The sequence below is a fragment of the Mesorhizobium sp. C264A genome (assembly GCF_040324515.1).
Lineage (GTDB): Bacteria > Pseudomonadota > Alphaproteobacteria > Rhizobiales > Rhizobiaceae > Mesorhizobium.
Genome location: NZ_JAMYVY010000002.1, coordinates 1,719,666 through 1,736,854 on the forward strand (window position 1 = coordinate 1,719,666; position 17,189 = coordinate 1,736,854).

21 protein-coding genes are annotated in these 17,189 nt (G+C 63.5%); 8 read left to right on the forward strand and 13 right to left on the reverse strand.

Translation table 11 applies throughout. From position 1 onward, the window contains the following. Positions 1–9: 9 nt before the first annotated feature. Both NKL04_RS27415 and NKL04_RS27420 read right to left on the reverse strand, forming a co-directional pair. Positions 10–372 carry a VOC family protein gene (locus NKL04_RS27415; protein WP_023700266.1) on the reverse strand — a complete coding sequence of 121 codons (363 nt, stop codon included), beginning with the start codon at positions 370–372 and terminating at the stop codon, positions 10–12. A 20-nt stretch (positions 373–392) separates the two neighbouring features. Further along, positions 393–875 (reverse strand): SRPBCC domain-containing protein, encoded by a 483-nt coding sequence (locus NKL04_RS27420; RefSeq protein WP_023668738.1) that lies wholly within the window; start codon positions 873–875, stop codon positions 393–395. A 51-nt stretch (positions 876–926) separates the two neighbouring features. Here NKL04_RS27420 and NKL04_RS27425 point away from each other — a divergent pair, with 51 nt between their 5' ends. From NKL04_RS27425 to NKL04_RS27440, 4 genes are all read left to right on the forward strand, one after another. Further along, complete coding sequence (locus tag NKL04_RS27425; protein WP_023668739.1) at positions 927–1,250, forward strand: ArsR/SmtB family transcription factor; 324 nt, start codon at positions 927–929, stop codon at positions 1,248–1,250. A gap of 180 nt (positions 1,251–1,430) precedes the next feature. Further along, on the forward strand, positions 1,431–2,180 hold the full coding sequence (locus NKL04_RS27430) for a YebC/PmpR family DNA-binding transcriptional regulator (RefSeq protein ID WP_023668740.1): 750 nt from the start codon (positions 1,431–1,433) through the stop codon (positions 2,178–2,180). An 80-nt stretch (positions 2,181–2,260) separates the two neighbouring features. Further along, entirely contained in the window at positions 2,261–3,049 is a 789-nt protein-coding gene (locus NKL04_RS27435) for an RDD family protein (protein WP_023700267.1), read from the forward strand. Beyond that, the gene (locus tag NKL04_RS27440; protein ID WP_023700268.1) at positions 3,046–3,357 is read left to right on the forward strand and encodes an Rdx family protein; all 312 of its coding nucleotides are present in this window, start codon (positions 3,046–3,048) and stop codon (positions 3,355–3,357) included. Before NKL04_RS27435 ends, NKL04_RS27440 begins: the two co-directional genes overlap by 4 nt. 33 nt (positions 3,358–3,390) lie before the next feature. On the opposite strand, the gene NKL04_RS27445 is transcribed toward NKL04_RS27440, so the two are convergent. Then, complete coding sequence (locus tag NKL04_RS27445; RefSeq protein WP_023668743.1) at positions 3,391–3,867, reverse strand: anthrone oxygenase family protein; 477 nt, start codon at positions 3,865–3,867, stop codon at positions 3,391–3,393. A 1-nt stretch (position 3,868) separates the two neighbouring features. After that, a complete protein-coding gene (locus NKL04_RS27450) occupies positions 3,869–4,696 on the reverse strand; it encodes an NAD(P)H-binding protein (RefSeq protein WP_023700269.1) in 828 nt (275 codons plus the stop codon). Between the two features lie 116 nt (positions 4,697–4,812). Between NKL04_RS27450 and NKL04_RS27455 the strand changes: the two genes are divergently transcribed. Continuing rightward, positions 4,813–5,454, forward strand: a complete 642-nt coding sequence (locus NKL04_RS27455; protein WP_023700270.1) for a TetR/AcrR family transcriptional regulator — start codon at positions 4,813–4,815, stop codon at positions 5,452–5,454. A gap of 186 nt (positions 5,455–5,640) precedes the next feature. Here the strand turns inward: NKL04_RS27455 and rpmE are convergent, their stop codons facing one another. After that, a complete protein-coding gene (rpmE, locus tag NKL04_RS27460) occupies positions 5,641–5,862 on the reverse strand; it encodes a 50S ribosomal protein L31 (protein ID WP_023668748.1) in 222 nt (73 codons plus the stop codon). A 204-nt stretch (positions 5,863–6,066) separates the two neighbouring features. Between rpmE and NKL04_RS27465 the strand changes: the two genes are divergently transcribed. Continuing rightward, positions 6,067–7,869: an ABC transporter transmembrane domain-containing protein gene (locus tag NKL04_RS27465; RefSeq protein WP_023700271.1), complete on the forward strand. Its 1,803-nt coding sequence runs from the start codon at positions 6,067–6,069 to the stop codon at positions 7,867–7,869. Positions 7,870–7,879: 10 nt separating this feature from the next. Here NKL04_RS27465 and NKL04_RS27470 read toward each other — a convergent pair whose 3' ends face one another. Beyond that, positions 7,880–9,367: a carboxypeptidase M32 gene (locus NKL04_RS27470; RefSeq protein WP_023700272.1), complete on the reverse strand. Its 1,488-nt coding sequence runs from the start codon at positions 9,365–9,367 to the stop codon at positions 7,880–7,882. 145 nt (positions 9,368–9,512) lie between these two features. Between NKL04_RS27470 and NKL04_RS27475 the strand changes: the two genes are divergently transcribed. Beyond that, complete coding sequence (locus NKL04_RS27475) at positions 9,513–9,866, forward strand: DUF1304 domain-containing protein (protein WP_023700273.1); 354 nt, start codon at positions 9,513–9,515, stop codon at positions 9,864–9,866. Between the two features lie 78 nt (positions 9,867–9,944). Here the strand turns inward: NKL04_RS27475 and NKL04_RS27480 are convergent, their stop codons facing one another. The 7 genes from NKL04_RS27480 to NKL04_RS27510 all read right to left on the reverse strand — a co-directional run bounded on the left by NKL04_RS27480 (position 9,945) and on the right by NKL04_RS27510 (position 16,068). Further along, positions 9,945–10,370, reverse strand: a complete 426-nt coding sequence (locus NKL04_RS27480; protein ID WP_023700274.1) for a hypothetical protein — start codon at positions 10,368–10,370, stop codon at positions 9,945–9,947. A 239-nt stretch (positions 10,371–10,609) separates the two neighbouring features. Next, positions 10,610–11,641 (reverse strand): peptidoglycan -binding protein, encoded by a 1,032-nt coding sequence (locus NKL04_RS27485; RefSeq protein ID WP_023700275.1) that lies wholly within the window; start codon positions 11,639–11,641, stop codon positions 10,610–10,612. A 1-nt stretch (position 11,642) separates the two neighbouring features. Then, a complete protein-coding gene (locus NKL04_RS27490) occupies positions 11,643–12,668 on the reverse strand; it encodes a MotA/TolQ/ExbB proton channel family protein (protein ID WP_023668754.1) in 1,026 nt (341 codons plus the stop codon). A gap of 179 nt (positions 12,669–12,847) precedes the next feature. After that, complete coding sequence (gene trhA, locus NKL04_RS27495; RefSeq protein WP_023700276.1) at positions 12,848–13,564, reverse strand: PAQR family membrane homeostasis protein TrhA; 717 nt, start codon at positions 13,562–13,564, stop codon at positions 12,848–12,850. Between the two features lie 109 nt (positions 13,565–13,673). Further along, a complete protein-coding gene (locus tag NKL04_RS27500; RefSeq protein ID WP_023700277.1) occupies positions 13,674–14,474 on the reverse strand; it encodes an inositol monophosphatase family protein in 801 nt (266 codons plus the stop codon). Between the two features lie 22 nt (positions 14,475–14,496). Further along, positions 14,497–15,063: an elongation factor P gene (efp, locus tag NKL04_RS27505; RefSeq protein WP_023668757.1), complete on the reverse strand. Its 567-nt coding sequence runs from the start codon at positions 15,061–15,063 to the stop codon at positions 14,497–14,499. Between the two features lie 141 nt (positions 15,064–15,204). Continuing rightward, positions 15,205–16,068, reverse strand: coding sequence for a LysR family transcriptional regulator (locus NKL04_RS27510; RefSeq protein ID WP_198029287.1), 864 nt, complete (start codon positions 16,066–16,068; stop codon positions 15,205–15,207). 101 nt (positions 16,069–16,169) lie between these two features. Between NKL04_RS27510 and NKL04_RS27515 the strand changes: the two genes are divergently transcribed. Beyond that, the gene (locus NKL04_RS27515) at positions 16,170–17,186 is read left to right on the forward strand and encodes a zinc-dependent alcohol dehydrogenase family protein (protein WP_023700279.1); all 1,017 of its coding nucleotides are present in this window, start codon (positions 16,170–16,172) and stop codon (positions 17,184–17,186) included. Positions 17,187–17,189 lie beyond the last annotated feature (3 nt).

A 17,189-nucleotide genomic window follows, 5' to 3' on the forward strand; every position in this document is an offset into this window, starting at 1 on the left:
GGTTTGCGCTCACCAGGCGTCAGGCTCGCGCACCATGTGAACGATGCTGGCCGGGTTGGCGATCCAGAAGCCGCGAAAGCCTTCGCCCAGGGGCTCGACCGCGTCGCAACGGACGACGCCGGCCTTGGCGAGATGATCCGCAATGGCTGCAGAATTGTCGGTGAAAAGCTCAAGCCAGACTTCGGCCTGGCTCAGCATCGGCGCCTCGTCGATCCACAGACGGTTTGGGCCAAGCTCGAAGCCGATGGCCGGCGTCTTGGCGGTGAATGGATTCAAGCCGACGACGTCGCGATAGAAGGCGATCGTCGCCTCGTACTGATGTGACGGGACTTTCATGGCGATGTTGATTCCACCTGTCATTTTCGCGGTCATTGCGGGCTCCGTTGCGCTGTTCATCTGTTTGTCTCGTTGGCCGGCTCGCCCCTCATCTCGCCGCGGTAGTAGCCGTCGCGCAGATTGATGCCGTATTCGACATAGGCCTTCATGCAGGCCAGCATCTGCGACCAGCCCTCGCAATTGAGGTAGGATTTCTGCAGGCCGACTACGCCTTCCGGCCAGCCGGATTCAGCAATGGTCACAAGGGTGCCGCCATCGTCCAGCGGCTCGAAGTTCATCTCGATGCGTGTCTTGTAGGCGGGCTTGCCTTCGGCATCGGTGGCATCCCAGCGCAGCACGATATGGCGGTCCTTGATCACCTCATCGACTTCGACGGGCACCTTGCCCCACCAGACCACCCCGGTGCCGGCCTTCAGCGGCGCGCTGGCGCCGCCGATGGTGGTGAAATAGCCACTCAGCTTTTTGGGATTGACGACGGCGTCGAAGACTTCGGCGACCGGTTTGCCGATGCGCCCGGAAACTCTGAATCCAAGAGACATATCCACAGCTCCTTCCTTGATTGGCTCGACGATATGTTATAGAAACATAACATGTCAAGCCAAACCGCAGACGATCACGTTTTCAAGGCATTGGCGCATCCGCGCCGTCGCGAATTGCTGGATCGGCTGAAGGATGCGCCGCAGACGACCGGCATGTTGTGCGAGGCGTTTCCCGACATCGATCGCTGCACCGTCATGCTGCATCTCAAGGTGCTGGAAGAAGCCGAACTGGTGGTGGCAAAGCGCCAAGGGCGAGAGCGCTGGAACCATCTCAACGCGCTGCCGATCAAGCACATCCACGACCGCTGGATCAGCCAGTATGCCGGCCATGCGCTCAGCATTATCGACCGGCTGAAGTCCGATCTGGAGGGCTGAACCGGCGCGGCTGGACGAATTGAGCCGATTTATCTATAAGCCGGCCATTCCGACAGAGAACGCCGTGCATCCATCGCGTTGCACCTTGGACGGCTCTGAAAATTTGAATTCGAGTACCCGGGAGGACGAGGTGAGACCACCTCGCTTCGGGATGCTCTAGCCGAAGACGACAGGGGTGCCATGGCCGGCCATTCACAGTTCAAGAACATCATGCACCGCAAGGGCCGGCAGGACGCGGTGCGGTCGAAAATGTTTTCCAAGCTGGCGCGCGAAATCACCGTCGCCGCCAAGAGCGGAACACCGGATCCGTCGATGAACCCGCGTTTGCGCCTGGCCATTCAGAACGCCAAGGCGGTGTCGATGCCGAAGGACAACATCCAGCGCGCCATCAACAAGGCATCGATGGGCGATGCCGAGAATTACGAAGCGGTGCGCTATGAAGGCTATGGGCCAGGCGGCGTGGCGCTGATCGTCGAGGCGCTGACCGACAACCGCAACCGCTCGGCCTCGAACGTGCGCGCCGCCTTCACCAAAGCCGGCGGTGCGCTTGGTGAAACCGGCTCGGTGTCGTTCATGTGGAACCGCGCCGGCGAGATTTACTATCCGGCCTCCGCCGGCAGCGCCGACAAGGTGATGGACGCGGCGATCGAGGCCGGCGCCGATGACGTCGAGTCCGACGAGGAAGGCCACACCATCTACTGTGCGTTCGAGAGTATGGGCGAAGTGTCTAAGGCGCTGGAAGCCTCGCTTGGCGAGGCCGAATCGGTGAAGCCGATCTGGCAGCCGCAGAACAATGTCCCGGTCGACGAAGAGCGGGCGCAATCGCTGATGAAACTGGTGGCAACGCTCGAGGACGATGACGACGTGCAGAGCGTCTACGCCAATTTCGAGGTCGACGACGAGACCATGGCCAAGCTCAGCGCGGCGTAGGTCCGTGCAATACAGGCGGATGCGAATATTGCTGTATGACGGCGGCCTGCCTATAGATTAGTCAGTTATCAGGGGGGGCGATGACCGACTATAAAGAGGCAAGTTTTGCCGATGCGGTGGCCTGGCCTCGCCGGCCCGGCATATGGCGACGGTTTCTCGCTGCACTCATCGACTACCTTGTAATCCTGATCGCCCTCTATTTGCTCGTAGGGGCTCTATTTCTGCTGACCAACGGTGGCGTAAAAGGCAGCTTTTGGCTGAACTGGAAACTATGCCAGGAGGGTACGGTTCACGGTGCCCCGACACTTGCCCGTTATGATTGGCAGGTGTGTAGAACATCAGTACTCGGTTTGCCGGTCGCCATATGGAGCGTGGGTACGGCGCCGGGCTCAAAGCCTGGAGAAACCTCCTCCATCTCGATCGATCTGGATTCGCAAGGGAATTTCAGGCCTGCAGCATTGGACCTGGGTTTCCTCGAGCTGATCGCTCTGGCGTCTTATCTCCTCATTATGGAGTTGAAGTCCGGCCAATCAATCGGCAAGCGGCTCACGGAGCTCACTGTACATGATGAGGACGACAGACATAGGGTCGGCCTGCCGGCGAGAAAGGCTGTTCGGCGGCAACTTATCAAGTTTCTCGGCGCATTACCGATCGTCCTGACGGGAAGCTGGTATGCTTTTCAGGCTTGGGGCACCGCTCCCGGTGGCGTGCAGGATTACTCCAGCCTGGAAATAGTGGTTGCATCCGCTGCCCTCGTTTTGGTGCTGATCTGGCCGGTCTGGATTGCGATATCCATAGCTCTGGGCGACGACCCGATACACGATCGATTCGCAAATACCACGGTGCGCATACAGGAGGCCCAGACATGAGTGTGCCGGAGAGGCCCCGCGTGGTCATCACCTATTGCACCCAGTGCCAGTGGCTGTTGCGGGCCGGCTGGATGGCGCAGGAACTGCTCTCCACCTTCGGCACGGATCTTGGTGAAGTGACGCTGGTGCCGGGCACAGGCGGCATCTTCACCGTTTCCTGCAACGATGTGCTGGTCTGGGACCGCAAGCGCGACGGCGGCTTTCCCGATGCCGCCAAGCTCAAGCAGCTGGTGCGCGACGTCATCGATCCGGGCCGCGATCTCGGTCATTCCGACCGCAAGGGTCACTCGCAAAAGGACCCCGCTTGAGGCGAGGTCCTTGCGTTTGCGAAGTGTCATTTTTCAGAGCAATGCGAACATGAAGCAGGCCATCGACACGATGGCGGTGATGGTGCGGACGTGGTTCCACATCACCCATTGATTCAGATGGTTCGCCCACACGGCTGCGCCATTGGCGCTGGCCGGGTCGACGGCGGCGAGCGCATCGTTGAGCGGCACATTGAAGACCATGGTCACGATCGGGTTGCCGATCAAATAGATCACGGCGCCGGCAAGCAGCCAGTATGAGCCGGACTGGCTCCACCCCATGAGAACGGCGGCGATAAGCACCAGACAGAGCAGGCCGGTGCCGAACAGCGCCGTCATGAAGGTGGGCGTGATCACCGTGATGTTGATCGAATTCATCGCTGCGATGCCTTGGGGGACCGGCAGCCGGGCAAGCGCCGCCATGATAAAGTTGGAAAAGGCGAAGAACACGCCGCCGACGACGCCCGAGCCGATGGCGGCGATGATGGTGAGGGTGGGAAGAAGCTTGATCATCTCAGTTGCTCCAGATGCCGGTTGCAGCGGTTTCATTTGCGTAGGCGGAAAAGTCTTTCGGCGCGCGGCCGAGCACACGCTGGACGCCGTCGGTCAGCGTCTCGTTGCGGCCGTCAAGCACTTCGGTGAACAGCTCGTTGAGCAGCCAGGCGATTTCGGGCGGCAGTTCGTATGCCGCCGTCGCGGCGGTGAATTCGTCATGCGAGATCTTGATATAGCGGATGTCGCGGCCGGTCGCCTTGGCGATCTCGGCAACCGCGTCGGCGAAGCTTAGCAGCCGCGGCCCGGTCAACTCATAGAGCTGGCCGACATGACCCGGTTCGGTCAGCGCAACGAAGGCAGCATCGGCGATGTCGTCGACATCGACGAAGGGCTCGCCAACAGGGCCGACAGGCAAAGCCACTTCGCCTTGCCGCAAGGACTCGACGAGAAAACCTTCACTGAAATTCTGCGAAAACCAAGCGCAACGCAGGATGGTCCAGTCAGCGCCCGAGGCTTTGACCATCTCTTCGGCGCGCTGGGCTTCGGTCTCGCCGCGGCCGGAGAGCAGCACCATGCGGGTGACGCCATTTGCCACCGCAAGCCCGGCGAAGGCGCCGACGGTCTCGGCGGCGCCCGGCACGGCGATGTCGGGATAGTAACTGATGTAGACGGCGCCCACGCCCTGCATGGCAGGCTCCCAGGTCGCCGGAACCTCCCAGTCGAAGCGGGGGCTGCCGGAACGCGAGCCGATGCGCACGGGAATGCCCTGTGAGGTCAGCCGCCCGGCGAGGCGACGGCCGGTCTTGCCAGTGCCACCGAGAATCAGGACTGGTTTGGTGTCGGTCATGGTGGTTTTCCTTTGTTACAATATGAGTAATCCTCACATTTGCAAAATGTGATAAACCCTCGTATTTTGGGAGTCAAGCCGTTTGTTGGCAGATTTTGTCGAGACCGGAGGCCGTCATGGAAGACACAGCAACGCCCGCATCTGCCCAGGAGCAGGTCGCATCGCCGCGACGGGCGCCCACCCAGCAGCGCAGCCGCGAGCGGGTCGAGCGCATGCTGGCCGCAGCCTCGGCGCTGATTGCCGAGCAAGGCAGCGACGCCATGCGCATGGGCGAGGTGGCGGAGCGGGCCGCGGTGTCGATCGGCTCGCTCTACCAGTTCTTTCCCGACAAGCGGGCGATCGTCTGGGCGCTGGCCGAGCGCTACACCGCCGAAAGCCAGGCCTGCATCTCCTCGGCGCTCAAGGATGTCGTCGACGCCGAGGGCCTGCGGCAGGCGTTTTCGGAGCTGGTGGATATCTACTATCAGCTGTTCCTGGCCGAGCCGGTGATGCGCGACATCTGGTCGGGCACGCAGGCCGACAAGGCGCTGCGCCAGCTCGAACTTGCCGACAGCCGGGCGAATGCCGAATTCCTGACCACGGTGCTGAAGCGGCTGCATCCCGGCGCCGATCCGGTGGCGCTGGAGACGACGGCCTTCCTCGTCTGGCAGATGGGCGAGGCTGCCGTGCGGCTGGCGATCTCGGTCGATCGGCAGGAGGGCGACAGGCTGGTCGCCGCCTACAAGCGCATGGCGCTGCGGGAATTGGTGGACGGGTAGGCTCGCACCACTCTGGGAAGGGTCGCTTCGAAGCAGCAGGGTGGAGGCGTCGGACCGCACCCGACCCTTGGGCCGACCTCCCCACAAGCGGGAGGTATCGGCGCGTTAGCTTGAAGCGACTGACTTTGACGGCAACAAAAAACCCGCCACAAAGGCGGGTTCTTTATTCAGCGATACAGGTAAACTTTAGAGGCCGAAACCTTCGAAGCGCTTCTTGAACTTCGACAGGCGGCCGCCGCGGTCGAGCAGGGTCTGCTGGCCGCCGGTCCAGGCCGGGTGCGTGGTCGGATCGATATCGAGGTTCATCGTATCGCCTTCCTTGCCCCAGGTCGAACGGGTCGAGTATTCGGTGCCATCGGTCATGACGACCTTGATGGTGTGGTAGTCGGGATGGATATCGGCCTTCATTGTCGTGCTTCCTGGCTTGCGGCGCTACAGACGGGCCCGCGGCCTGCGTCGATGCGCCCCTTTTTAAAACTCGAAGCCGCAGCTATTGAAAAGCCACGGCTTCTAAAACGGTCGGCGAGCCTATACATCAGCCGGAATTGAATCACAAGGCCACGGCAGGCGCATATTGAACGCGCCCACCTGGAGCGGCCAGAGGAAACGGTCATGGCGGACATCAGCGGCGAGCAAGACGGGCGCAGGCGCTCGCTCGGGCCGCTCAGGCGCCTATATCCCTACATATTCCGCTACCGCAAACTGGTCATAGGCGCCCTCATTTCGCTCGCCATCGCCGCAGCGACGACGCTGGCGCTGCCGCTGGCCGTGCGGCGCATGATCGACCACGGTTTCAGCGCTTCCGGCACCGTCTTCATCGCCGAATATTTCGCCGCTTTGGTGGCGATGGCAGCCATTCTGGCGGCGGCATCGGCCGGACGCTACTACTTCGTCATCACGCTCGGCGAGCGGGTCGTTGCCGACATCCGCAGCGACGTGTTTTCGCATGTCACGACGCTTTCGCCATCCTTCTTCGACACCGCCCAGTCGGGCGAGATCGTCTCGCGGCTTGCCGCCGACACCACGCAGGTGAAATCCGCCGTCGGCGCCACCGCCTCCGTGGCGTTGCGCAACGTCATCCTCGGCCTTGGCGCGGTGGCGATGATGGTCGTCACCAGCCCGAAACTGTCGGGCCTGGTGATCGCGGCCATTCCGCTCATCGTGCTGCCGCTGGTCGCGTTTGGCCGTTCGGTGAGGCGCCGGTCACGGCAGGCGCAGGATACGCTGGCGCAAGCGACCGCCTATGCCAGCGAGCAGATCGGCGCGGTGCGCACGCTGCAGGCGTTCACCAACGAGACGCTGGTCACCGGGCGGTTCTCGGCCGCGGTGGAAGCCGCCTTCCAGGCGGCGCGCTCGTCGATCTTCTCCCGCTCGCTGCTCACCTTCTTTGCCATCTTCATGATCTTTTCCTCGGTCGTGGCGGTGTTGTGGTTCGGCTCGCGTGACGTGCTTGCCGGCACGATGTCGCCCGGCACGCTCGGCCAGTTCCTGCTTTACTCCGTGTTTGCCGCAGGCGCGCTGGGCGCACTGTCGGAAGTCTGGGGCGAGCTTGCCCAGGCGGCGGGTGCGGCCGAAAGGCTGACCGAGATACTCGACGAGACGCCGGCGATTCAACCGCCGGCCAATCCGCTGCCGCTGCCCGCCAAGGCGACAGGCGCGATCAGCTTCGACGACGTCTCCTTCTCCTACCCGGCAAGGCCGGACCGTGCCGCCGTCCACGGCTTGAGTTTTCAGGTCAAGCCGGGCGAGACGGTGGCGATCGTCGGCCCGTCGGGCGCCGGAAAGAGCACCGTCTTTTCGCTGATTCTGCGCTTCTACGATCCCGAAACCGGCCGCATCGCCATTGACGGCATCGACGTGCGCGAAGCCGATCCGGCTGAAGTGCGGGAGCGCATTGCGATCGTGCCGCAGGATGTCACCATCTTTGCGGCAAGCGCGCGCGACAATATCGGCTTTGGCCGGCCGGGCGCGACGAATGCCGAGATCGAGGCCGCCGCCGGGGACGCGCTGGCCGACGAGTTCATCCTCAGGCTCGACAAGGGCTACGATAGCCAGGTCGGCGAGCGCGGCGTCACCTTGTCCGGCGGCCAACGTCAGCGCGTGGCGATCGCCCGCGCCATCCTGCGCGACGCGCCGATCCTGCTGCTCGACGAAGCCACGTCGGCGCTCGACGCCGAAAGCGAAACGCTGGTGCAGACGGCGCTGGAACGGCTGATGCAGGGCCGCACCACCATCGTCATCGCCCACCGGCTGGCGACCGTGCTGAAGGCCGACCGCATCCTGGTCATGGATGGCGGCCGCATCGTCGAGGAAGGCACGCACCAGAGCCTGGTCGCCAAGGGCGGCATCTATGCAAGGCTGGCCAAGCTGCAGTTCGAAACCGGAGCAAGCGCCTTCAGGGGTGCCGCGGAGTAGCAACCCGCAATCAGGCGGGACCATACCGCTTGCGGAGATGCTCGGTGAAATACGCGGCGTTGAGCTTTTCGCCGGTGGCGCGCTCAAGCAGTTCGGGCGTCGACCAGCGCGATCCCTGCGACCAGATCTTGTCGCGGCGCCAGTCATTGATGGCGGCGAAATTGCCCTTGGCAAGCTCGCTGTCGGCTGAAGGATGGTCGCGCGTCAGCGCAGCCCATTGCTGCGCCGCCATCATGGCGCCCAGCGTATAGGACGGGAAATAGCCGAAGGCGGCGCCCGGCCAATGCACGTCCTGCATCGGTCCGTCGGCTGGGTTGTCGATGGTCGAAAGGCCAAGATACTGCCGCATCTTGGCGTCCCAGGCTTCGGGCAGGTCGGCTGCCTGCAGCCGCCCCGAGACCAGCTCCTGCTCCAACTCGTAGCGCAGGATGACATGCAGCGGGTAGGTTACCTCGTCGGCATCGACGCGGATCAGGCCGCGCTCGACCCGGTGCACATGCGGCAGGATGTCGTCCAGCGACCAGGCTTCGCCGAGATGCTTTTCGACCACGGGCAGCGCCCAGCGCCAGAATTCGGGGTTGCGGCCGACCTGTTTCTCGACGAACAGACTCTGGCTTTCATGCACCGCCATGCCGCGCGCCTTGCCGAGCGGCCAGTGCGCCCAGGCCTTCGGCAGGTTCTGCTCGTAGAGCGCGTGGCCGGTCTCGTGCAGCACGCCCATCAAAGCCGACAGGAAATCGGACGTTTTGTAGCGGGTGGTGATGCGCACGTCGCTCGGCACCCCGCCGCAGAAGGGATGGTGCGATACCGACAGAGAACCATGGGTGAGGTCGAAGCCGACCGAAGCCATCATGGCGAGACCAAGCTCGCGCTGTTTGTCGATCGCATAGCTGCCGGAGAGCGGCTTCAGCGGGCGCTTGGCCAGTTGCGCTTCCTGTACGGCCAGCGCTTCCGGCACGAAGCCCTTCAGGAATGTCTTCAGCTCGGTGAAGACCGGCGTGATGTCGGCGGCGCGGTTGCCAGGATCGTATTGCTCCATCAGTGCGTCGTAGGGATCGAGGCCGAGCGCGTCGGCGCGCAGGGCGGCTTCCTCGCGCACCAGCGCGATGACACCTTCGAGCGCCGGCAGGAATCCGGCCCAGTCATTCTTGGCGCGCAGGTCGCGCCAGAGCTGCTCGGAGCGCATACGCGCCACCGTCTGGCGCTCGACGAATTCGACCGGCAGGCAGGTCAGGTTGGTGTATTGGCGACGCAGTTCGCGGACCGCCGCCTGCTGCTCCTCGTTCAGCGCCTCCTGTTCGGCGGCGGCGAGCCAGTCGGCGATCTCCGGCGCCGTTGCCCTGATATGCAGCATCCCGGCCAGGGACGACATGGCTTCGGCGCGCTTCTCGCCGCCGCCGACGGCCATGTGGGTCGCCTCGTCGGCGCCGAGGATAGCGAGCGCATGTTCCAGCGCTTCGAGCTTGTGGCCGAGATCATCGAGTTTCTGAAAAGACATGACAGGTTCCGCGTTTTGGACCGCGGAAAAGATACCAACGCGCCAGGATTGGCAACCCTCAAAGGTGGCTATGCAGCTTGCGCCGGTGAGCTGGTGCGTGGAATGCTGGCTGACGGTGGAACACCGCCATGGAGGGGAGACTAAGATGATCGGCAATATCCTGGTCGGGCTGGTGGCCCTGATCCACCTCTTTATCGTCTATCTGGAGATGGTGGCGTGGGACACACCGCGCGGGCACAGGGTGTTCAACCTCAAGCCGGACTTCGCCAGCGCATCGAAGGTGCTCGCCGCCAATCAGGGGCTCTACAACGGCTTCCTTGCCGCCGGGCTGATCTGGGGCCTCTATCTCGGCGCGGCGGGATTCCAGATCAAGGTGTTCTTCCTGCTTTGCATCGCCGTCGCCGGCCTCTATGGCGCGGCGACTGCCAGCCGGAAGATCCTCTATATTCAGACCGTGCCGGCGGTGCTGGCCCTCGCTGCGCTGTGGCTGGGCTGGTGACAAAAAAGACGCCCTCGGAGCCAGATCCGGGGGCGTCAGACAGTCCCTTCCTCATTCCTGGAGATATCAGAGCGGATCTCAGCCGTTCGGATAATTTCCGCCGTCGGAGCCATCACCGATCATGAAGCCGCTGCCGATGTCGGACATCAGCCTCTGATCGACATTGTCGAGGCGGCGCAGCAGATCGTGATATTGCGCGGCCGGGATCCGGCCATGGTCAGAAGCGGCGACCCGTTCGGCGGCCTGGCCGATATGCGCAGCACGCAGATGCAGCCACTGCGCTTCCGAGGTCGAGATGCCCTTCGTCTCGCGCGCATCCGTGATGCCCTGTTCGACGCCCCGCACCTGCTCGATCAGGCCGGTCACGCGCGGACCGGTCATGTCGGTCGGGTCGCTGGCGTCGAGGGCGCCCTTGTGATGTCCGGCGGCATAGGCGCCGGCGAGTGGAACAGTGATCAGAAGTGTCGTGAGGGTTGCGGTCCTGAGAGTCTTCAAAGAGCGCATGATGTGCGTCTCCTCCTGCTATGGAAGGGGCAAGCGCTTTCGCTCCGCCTTCCGGAAGCGGGCCGTCCGGTTCCGTCGCGTCGCGATGGGAGGCATCGCCGGCGGTTCTCGGCCCTGCGCGTCAAAGTAGGAGCCCGGAAACGCGAAGTGTAATTAAAGAAAGATAATGTTTTCAGGCCTTGCCGACCTGGCGTTGCGCCCTAGAGTTGAGCCGGCAAACAATTTCGCGTGACTGAAAATCACCGTTCGGTGAGCTTCAGTTCAATGCGTCGGTTCTTGTTGCGGGCGTCTTCGGTGTCGGCGGGGTCGAGCGGCTGGAATTCGCCGAAGCCGGCCGCAACCAGCCGGTTGGCGGGCACGCCGTTCTCGATCAGGAACTTGACCACCGAGGTCGAACGCGCCGTCGACAATTCCCAATTGTCGCGATAGCGGCCGGCGCCGGACAGCGGCTTGTTGTCGGTGTGGCCGTCGACGCGCAGCACCCAGTTGATCTCGGGCGGGATTTCCTTTTGCAACTCGATGATGGCATCGGCGAGCTTCTTCATCTCGACCTTGCCGGCATCGTTGATCACTTCCGAGCCGGTCGGGAACAGAACTTCCGACTGGAAGACGAAGCGGTCGCCGACGATGCGGATGTTCTCGCGGTCGGCGAGGATTTCGCGCAGGCGGCCGAAGAAGTCGGAGCGATAGCGGTTCAGCTCCTGCACGCGCTGCGCCAGCGCGACGTTGAGCCGACGGCCGAGATCGGCGATCTTGGTGTTGGAATCGCGGTCGCGCGTTTCGGACACATTGAGGGCGTCCTCGAGCGCGCCGATCTGCTTGCGCAGTGCCGCGATCTGCTGGTTCAGGATCTCGACCTGGCTCAGCGCCTGCTGGCTGATCTGGCGCTGGCTGTCGAGTTCGCCGCCGAGTTCCGCGGCGCGCTGGTTGGCGGCGTCGCCGGCGCCGGCGCCTTGCGCCAGCAGCTGCTCGAGCCGGCTCTTCTCAGCTTCCGCCGCCGACAGCGACGCCTGCAGATTGGCCAGCGAATCGTCCTTGTCCTGCGCGCTCGAGCGCTCCAGCGCCAGCAACTGCGTCAGTTCGTTGATCTGCGAGTTGAGGCGCGTGAGCGCCGTATCCTTGCCGGAGAGTTCGCGTCCGAGCAGGAACTGCGCCAGCACGAAAACGGTGAGCAGGAACATGATGGCCAGCAGCAGCGTCGACAGCGCGTCGACGAAGCCCGGCCAATAGTCGATCCGGCGATCGGTGCGCCGGCCCCTGGCGAGAGCCATGCTAGTGGACCCCGGGTTTCTTCAGCGCGTCGGCGATCTTTTCCAGCGTGTTGCGCATCGCCTTCTGCTCGTCCGACTGGGCCTCGACCCAGTCGCGCATGATCTGCTGCTCGGAGCGCATGTTCTTGACCAGGCCGGAAATGCCGTCGGCGAGATTGGCCATGGCGGTGGCGACGCGCGGATTGGAGCCGCCGCCGCTTTCCTGCATGCTGCGCAGCCGTTCCGACAGGACCCGGATCTCGTCGGAGGATTCAGTCTTGGCCGGGTCGGCGACGGCGATGTCGGAGGAGAGATCGGTGACCGAGGACAGCCAGTTTTCAAGCTCGGTATAGAAGCGGGTCTGCGCGCGGCCGGCCTGCAGGTCGAGGAAGCCTAGCACCAGCGACCCGGAAAGGCCGAACAGCGAGGACGAAAAGGCCGTACCCATGCCGGCCAGCGGCGCCGACAGCCCCTGCTTCAGCGAATCGAGCACGGCGGCGGCGTCGCCGGTGCCGGGATCGAGCGATTCGATGGTTTCGCGGATCGAGCCGATGGTGTTGAGCAGGCCCCAGAAGGTGCCGAGCAGACCGAGGAACACCAGCAACCCGACGAGATAGCGCGAGGTGTCGCGGCTTTCGTCGAGGCGGGTGGCGATCGAATCCAGCATGGTGCGCATCGAAGACGTCGAGAAGGCGACCGTCGAGGAGCGGCCGATCATCGCCTTCATCGGCGCCAGCAGCACCGGCTCGGTGGTTTCGGAACCGGCGCGGAAGGAATTGACCCAGCGCACTTCGCGAAACAGTCGTCCGACCTGGGCGAAGGCAAGCAGGATGCCGACCACAAGGACGCCGACGATCAGGCCGTTGAGGCCGGGATTGCTCCCGAAAGCGGTCGAGATCTGGCGGGTGAGGATGGCGGCGATGAAGGCGACGATGACCAGGAAGATGACCATGGTCAGGAGGAAGACCTGCGGGCTCGACAGTTTGTGCGGATCGTACATCAGGACATCAGAACGCCTGCCCACGCCGAAGGATCTGAGAAAAGCCATCCGTGCCCCGTTTCCGATGCTCTATTTGCCTTGACGCAATTCCGAACGGGAAGCCGCTCATACTTCCCTGGAACCGCTCCAGTGCCGCCGATCACGTAATTCGCGACTCTAAACGGAATTGTGACCAAATTGAATGGCGCTTGGCAATATTGCCCGACTGTCGGGCCGCACCACGCCGTTCAGAGGCGGTTGACGACCAGGCAGTCGACCATGGCGGCAAGATGCAGCCCGGCGCCGGTGACGACAAAGCCGTGCCAGAGGGCATTGTGGAAGCGCAGGCGTTTCCAGGCGAAGAAGATGACGCCGCAGGAGTACACGATGCCGCCGGCGACAATCAGCGCGATCGAAGTCGTCGGCAACGTCGCCACCAGCGGCTTGACCAGGACGACGCCGCTCCAGCCGATGGCGAGATAGAAGACAATGGCCAGACGATCGAAGCGGCCGGGCAGGAACACTTTCATGGCAATGCCGGTCAAAGCAGCGGTCCAGACAAGCACAATCATCGGCAGCGCCAGCGGCGAGCCGTCGAGCTGGGCCAGAAAGGGTGTGTAGGTCGCGGCGATCAGGAGATAGATCGCCGCATGATCGAAGCGCCGCAAGATCCACTTCGCCGGCGACGTCACCGGCCACAGATTGTAGGTCAGCGAAATCGACAGCACAGTCAGCAGCGACACCACGAAGAAGGCGGCGGCGATGTATTCGCCGGGACCGGCATGGAAGGCGGCCAGCGCCAGCAACGCCGAGCCGGCGGCTATTGCCAGCACGATGCCGACCGCGTGGACGATGCCATCGGCGATCATCTCCGCACGCGAATAGTGCCAACGCCCGACAAAAGGGATTTCAATTGGCTGGTCTGGCTGCGCTTCTCGCGAGGATAGTGAAGGTATGCTCGTCATAAAGATCCTGCGTCACCCTTATCTGGGCGGCCGCCGGGCAGTATTTCAAGCTTTGATTGCGGTTTTGCGACTGCGGCGCTTCAGCGCGCCGCGCCGGCATGCCAAGTAATCAGCGCGCCGAGATCGGCTTCTTCACCGCCTTGAGCAGCGCGCGCTGGATGACCTCGTTGCCAGCGACGAGCGAACCCGCCTCGAGCATATCCTGGCCGCCATCCATGTCGGAGACGAAGCCACCGGCCTCGCGGATCAGCAGCAGGCCGGCGGCAATGTCCCAGGCCGACAGGCCGGTTTCCCAAAAGCCGTCCATGCGGCCGGCGGCGACATAAGCGAGATCGAGCGCGGCGGAACCCAGGCGGCGCACGCCCGAGACCTCGGCCATCACATTGCGCAACTCGACGAGAAAATTGCCGTGCTGGCCGCGGCCGAGATGCGGCACGCCGCAGCCGATGACGCAGTCGGTGAGCTTGCTGCGGCCGGCAACGCGCAGCCGGCGATCGTTCATGAAGGCGCCGCCGCCGCGCTCGGCGGTGTAGAGCTCATCCATTGCCGGATTGTAGATGACGGCGGCGACCAACTGGCCCTGTCGCTCCAGCGCGATCGAGATGGAAAAGATCGGAATGCCGTGCAGGAAATTGGTGGTGCCGTCGAGCGGGTCGACGATCCAACGGTGCTGGTCGTCGTCCCCTGCGATCATGCCGCGCTCTTCCATCAGGAAGGCATAGCCCGGCCGCACCTTCGACAGTTCGGCAAACAGGATGTCCTCGGCCTTGCGGTCGGCTTGGCTGACATAGTCGCCCGGTCCCTTCATCGACACCTGCAGGTTCTGCACCTCGCCGAAGTCGCGCGACAGCGAGCGGCCGGCCTTCATGGCGGCCTGGACCATGACATTGAGAAGTGCGGAGCGTGCCATCGTATCTGTTCCTGCCTACGCGTCAGTCTGCGCGGCGCATGTAGGTGAGTTCGTTGGTGTCGACGACGATGCGTTCGCCGGCGCCGATGAATGGCGGCACCAGCACGCGGATGCCGTTTTCCAGCACCGCCGGCTTGTACGAGGACGCGGCCGTCTGGCCCTTCACCACCGGGTCGGCCTCGGTGATGGTCAGCGTCACCTGGTCGGGCAGCGAAATGCCGATCGGCCTGTCCTCATAGAGCTGGACCGTCACCATCATGCCGTCCTGCAGGAAGGCGGCGCGGTCGCCGACGAAATCCTTCGCCAGCTCGAGTTGCTCGTAGCTCTGCGTGTCCATGAACACCAGCGCGTCGTCCTGGGCGTAGAGGAAGGAAAAATCCTTCAGATCGAGCCGGATCTGCTCGACGGTCTCCGCCGAGCGGAAGCGCTCGTTGAGCTTGGTGCCGTTGATCAGGTTCTTCAGTTCGACCTGGTTGTACGCGCCGCCCTTGCCGGGCTTGACGGTGTTGGTCCTGACCGCCACCCAGAGGCCGCCATCGTGTTCGATGACATAGCCGGGACGGATTTCGTTGCCATTGATCTTGGCCATGATGAGATTGATCCGGGATGCTACCAACGGCTTGGCCGTTGGTATGGGGATGGTCGCTGGACAAGCGATTTCGGGCCCCCAAGACCACAAATCGGCAGGAGAGGCAAGGGATGCCAGATCGCCCGACAGCGGCTGGTAGCCTCAAACTTGGGCTGCAATGACTTTGCCGACGGCCTCGACGATGGCATCCGCAGCCTCAGTCAGCCGGTTGAGATGAGGCGAGCGAAGTGCGGCGACCTGTAAGGAAAGGTCGACATCTTCCGTGTTGACGAGCATGAGGCCGTCGGGAAGTCGGCGCCTTGCAAGACGCAACGGCATTAGCCCAAGGCCGTGCCCCCGACGGACCCATTCCATCTGCAAGGCCGGATCCTGTATCTCCGCCGCGATCTCGAAACAACGCCTTCCGCCGACCAGAACCGACATGAGTTTCTGGCGCGCGTCGCAAGGGGCCGGACTAAGCACCCACGGCATGGGTGTCCGGCCACCGTCTTCCGGATCGGGGACGGTGGACGCAGCTATGACGCCAAGACGTTCAGTGCCAAGCGCTTCCGGGCCTGGCTTATCCGACGATCGCAGAACAATCGTCACATCGAGCTCGCCGCGTTCGAACTGATCGATCAGTTCGGCGCTCCAGCCGGTCTTGAGCCGTAGCGACACTTTCGGGAACGCCGCCGCGGCGTTGGCGATGGCCCCGGCGATGTCGCGGTCCGAGAGGCCATGGGCGAGACCCAGGCGGAACAGTCCTTCCGGCTCGGTCTTTCCGGCGAAGGATTTCAGCGCTTCTACGGAAGCGATGATATCGCGGCCGCGCGCCAGCACTTCCAGCCCCGTCGGCGTCAGTCGCGGCGGCTTTTGCCGGCGGTCGAGCAGCGTCGTGCCAAGCATGTCCTCCAGCCGCTGGATTTGCCGGGTCACAGCCGGCTGGGTCAGCGGCAGGCGCCGGGCGACCTTCTGGATCGAGCCCTCCTCGGCAAACAGGGCGAGCGTGCGCAATTCCTCAAGCATAGCCAGAACCATGTCTCGTAGGCATAATCATTGTAAACATTATGAATTTGAAATCCATCGCCTGGCAAGCAATTTTCCTTTCAAACGAAAGGAGGACGACAATGAAGGCAATCGAACTGCAGAGCCCAGGCGGCATCGACAATCTCAAGATGGTCGAACGGCCAATACCGGAGCCCGGCCGCCAGGAGATGATCGTCCGCGTCAGGGCGACGGCGCTCAACTACCGCGATGTCGAGATCGCGCGCGGCAGCTATCATACGACATTCCCCTTGCCGCTGGTGCCGCTTTCCGACGGCGTCGGCGAGGTCGTTGCGGTTGGCTCCGAGGTCAGCCGCTTCAAGGTTGGCGACCGGGTCTGCGGCACGTTCTGGCAGCGATGGGTCGGCGGCAGCTTCGCCATGGCCGAACCTTCCTACCAGCGCGGCGGCCCGATCGACGGTTTGCTGAGCGAATTCGCCCGGCTGGACGAACAGGCGGCTGTCATCGCGCCGGCGCATCTCAGCGACGTAGAGGCGGCGACATTGCCTTGCGCCGCCGTCACTGCCTGGCATGCGTTGTTCACCGAGGGCAAGCTCAAGCCAGGCGAAACCGTGCTCAGCCTCGGCACCGGCGGCGTGTCGCTGTTTGCCGTGCAGTTCGCAAGGGCGGCCGGAGCGCGCGTCATTGTTACGTCGAGCAGCGATGAGAAGCTTGCCCGGGCGAAGGGGCTTGGCGCGCATGATGGCGTCAACTACCGCGACAATCCAGACTGGTCGTCGGCCGTGCTGGCGCTGACCGATGGCCGCGGCGCCGATCACATCATCGAAGTCGGTGGGCCACAAAGTTTCGCGCAGTCGCTCAAGGCGTCGGCGCGCGGCGCCCAGATCAACGTCATCGGCTATCTCGGCGGCAGCGAAGGGGTGATCAATCCGCTCGACATCTTCCGACGCCAGGTGAAAGCACGCGGCATACCGGTCGGCTCGCGCGAGTCCTTCGAAGCGATGAACCGGGCGCTCGCCGTCAATCGGTTGAGGCCGGTGATCGACCGGGTCTTCCCATGGGCAGAGGCAGCGCAGGCCTTTCGCCATCTCGAACACGGCTCTCCCTTCGGCAAGGTCGTGCTGGATCATACACAGTGACGT

What these genes read in the sequence shown, in the direction of transcription:
- NKL04_RS27415 (WP_023700266.1), bottom strand. Translation starts at nt 372, where the DNA reads ATGACCGCGAAAATGACAGGTGGAATCAACATCGCCATGAAAGTCCCG.
- NKL04_RS27420 (WP_023668738.1), bottom strand. Translation starts at nt 875, where the DNA reads ATGTCTCTTGGATTCAGAGTTTCCGGGCGCATCGGCAAACCGGTCGCC.
- NKL04_RS27425 (WP_023668739.1), top strand. Translation starts at nt 927, where the DNA reads ATGTCAAGCCAAACCGCAGACGATCACGTTTTCAAGGCATTGGCGCAT.
- NKL04_RS27430 (WP_023668740.1), top strand. Translation starts at nt 1,431, where the DNA reads ATGGCCGGCCATTCACAGTTCAAGAACATCATGCACCGCAAGGGCCGG.
- NKL04_RS27435 (WP_023700267.1), top strand. Translation starts at nt 2,261, where the DNA reads ATGACCGACTATAAAGAGGCAAGTTTTGCCGATGCGGTGGCCTGGCCT.
- NKL04_RS27440 (WP_023700268.1), top strand. Translation starts at nt 3,046, where the DNA reads ATGAGTGTGCCGGAGAGGCCCCGCGTGGTCATCACCTATTGCACCCAG.
- NKL04_RS27445 (WP_023668743.1), bottom strand. Translation starts at nt 3,867, where the DNA reads ATGATCAAGCTTCTTCCCACCCTCACCATCATCGCCGCCATCGGCTCG.
- NKL04_RS27450 (WP_023700269.1), bottom strand. Translation starts at nt 4,696, where the DNA reads ATGACCGACACCAAACCAGTCCTGATTCTCGGTGGCACTGGCAAGACC.
- NKL04_RS27455 (WP_023700270.1), top strand. Translation starts at nt 4,813, where the DNA reads ATGGAAGACACAGCAACGCCCGCATCTGCCCAGGAGCAGGTCGCATCG.
- rpmE (WP_023668748.1), bottom strand. Translation starts at nt 5,862, where the DNA reads ATGAAGGCCGATATCCATCCCGACTACCACACCATCAAGGTCGTCATG.
- NKL04_RS27465 (WP_023700271.1), top strand. Translation starts at nt 6,067, where the DNA reads ATGGCGGACATCAGCGGCGAGCAAGACGGGCGCAGGCGCTCGCTCGGG.
- NKL04_RS27470 (WP_023700272.1), bottom strand. Translation starts at nt 9,367, where the DNA reads ATGTCTTTTCAGAAACTCGATGATCTCGGCCACAAGCTCGAAGCGCTG.
- NKL04_RS27475 (WP_023700273.1), top strand. Translation starts at nt 9,513, where the DNA reads ATGATCGGCAATATCCTGGTCGGGCTGGTGGCCCTGATCCACCTCTTT.
- NKL04_RS27480 (WP_023700274.1), bottom strand. Translation starts at nt 10,370, where the DNA reads ATGCGCTCTTTGAAGACTCTCAGGACCGCAACCCTCACGACACTTCTG.
- NKL04_RS27485 (WP_023700275.1), bottom strand. Translation starts at nt 11,641, where the DNA reads ATGGCTCTCGCCAGGGGCCGGCGCACCGATCGCCGGATCGACTATTGG.
- NKL04_RS27490 (WP_023668754.1), bottom strand. Translation starts at nt 12,668, where the DNA reads ATGGCTTTTCTCAGATCCTTCGGCGTGGGCAGGCGTTCTGATGTCCTG.
- trhA (WP_023700276.1), bottom strand. Translation starts at nt 13,564, where the DNA reads ATGACGAGCATACCTTCACTATCCTCGCGAGAAGCGCAGCCAGACCAG.
- NKL04_RS27500 (WP_023700277.1), bottom strand. Translation starts at nt 14,474, where the DNA reads ATGGCACGCTCCGCACTTCTCAATGTCATGGTCCAGGCCGCCATGAAG.
- efp (WP_023668757.1), bottom strand. Translation starts at nt 15,063, where the DNA reads ATGGCCAAGATCAATGGCAACGAAATCCGTCCCGGCTATGTCATCGAA.
- NKL04_RS27510 (WP_198029287.1), bottom strand. Translation starts at nt 16,068, where the DNA reads ATGCTTGAGGAATTGCGCACGCTCGCCCTGTTTGCCGAGGAGGGCTCG.
- NKL04_RS27515 (WP_023700279.1), top strand. Translation starts at nt 16,170, where the DNA reads ATGAAGGCAATCGAACTGCAGAGCCCAGGCGGCATCGACAATCTCAAG.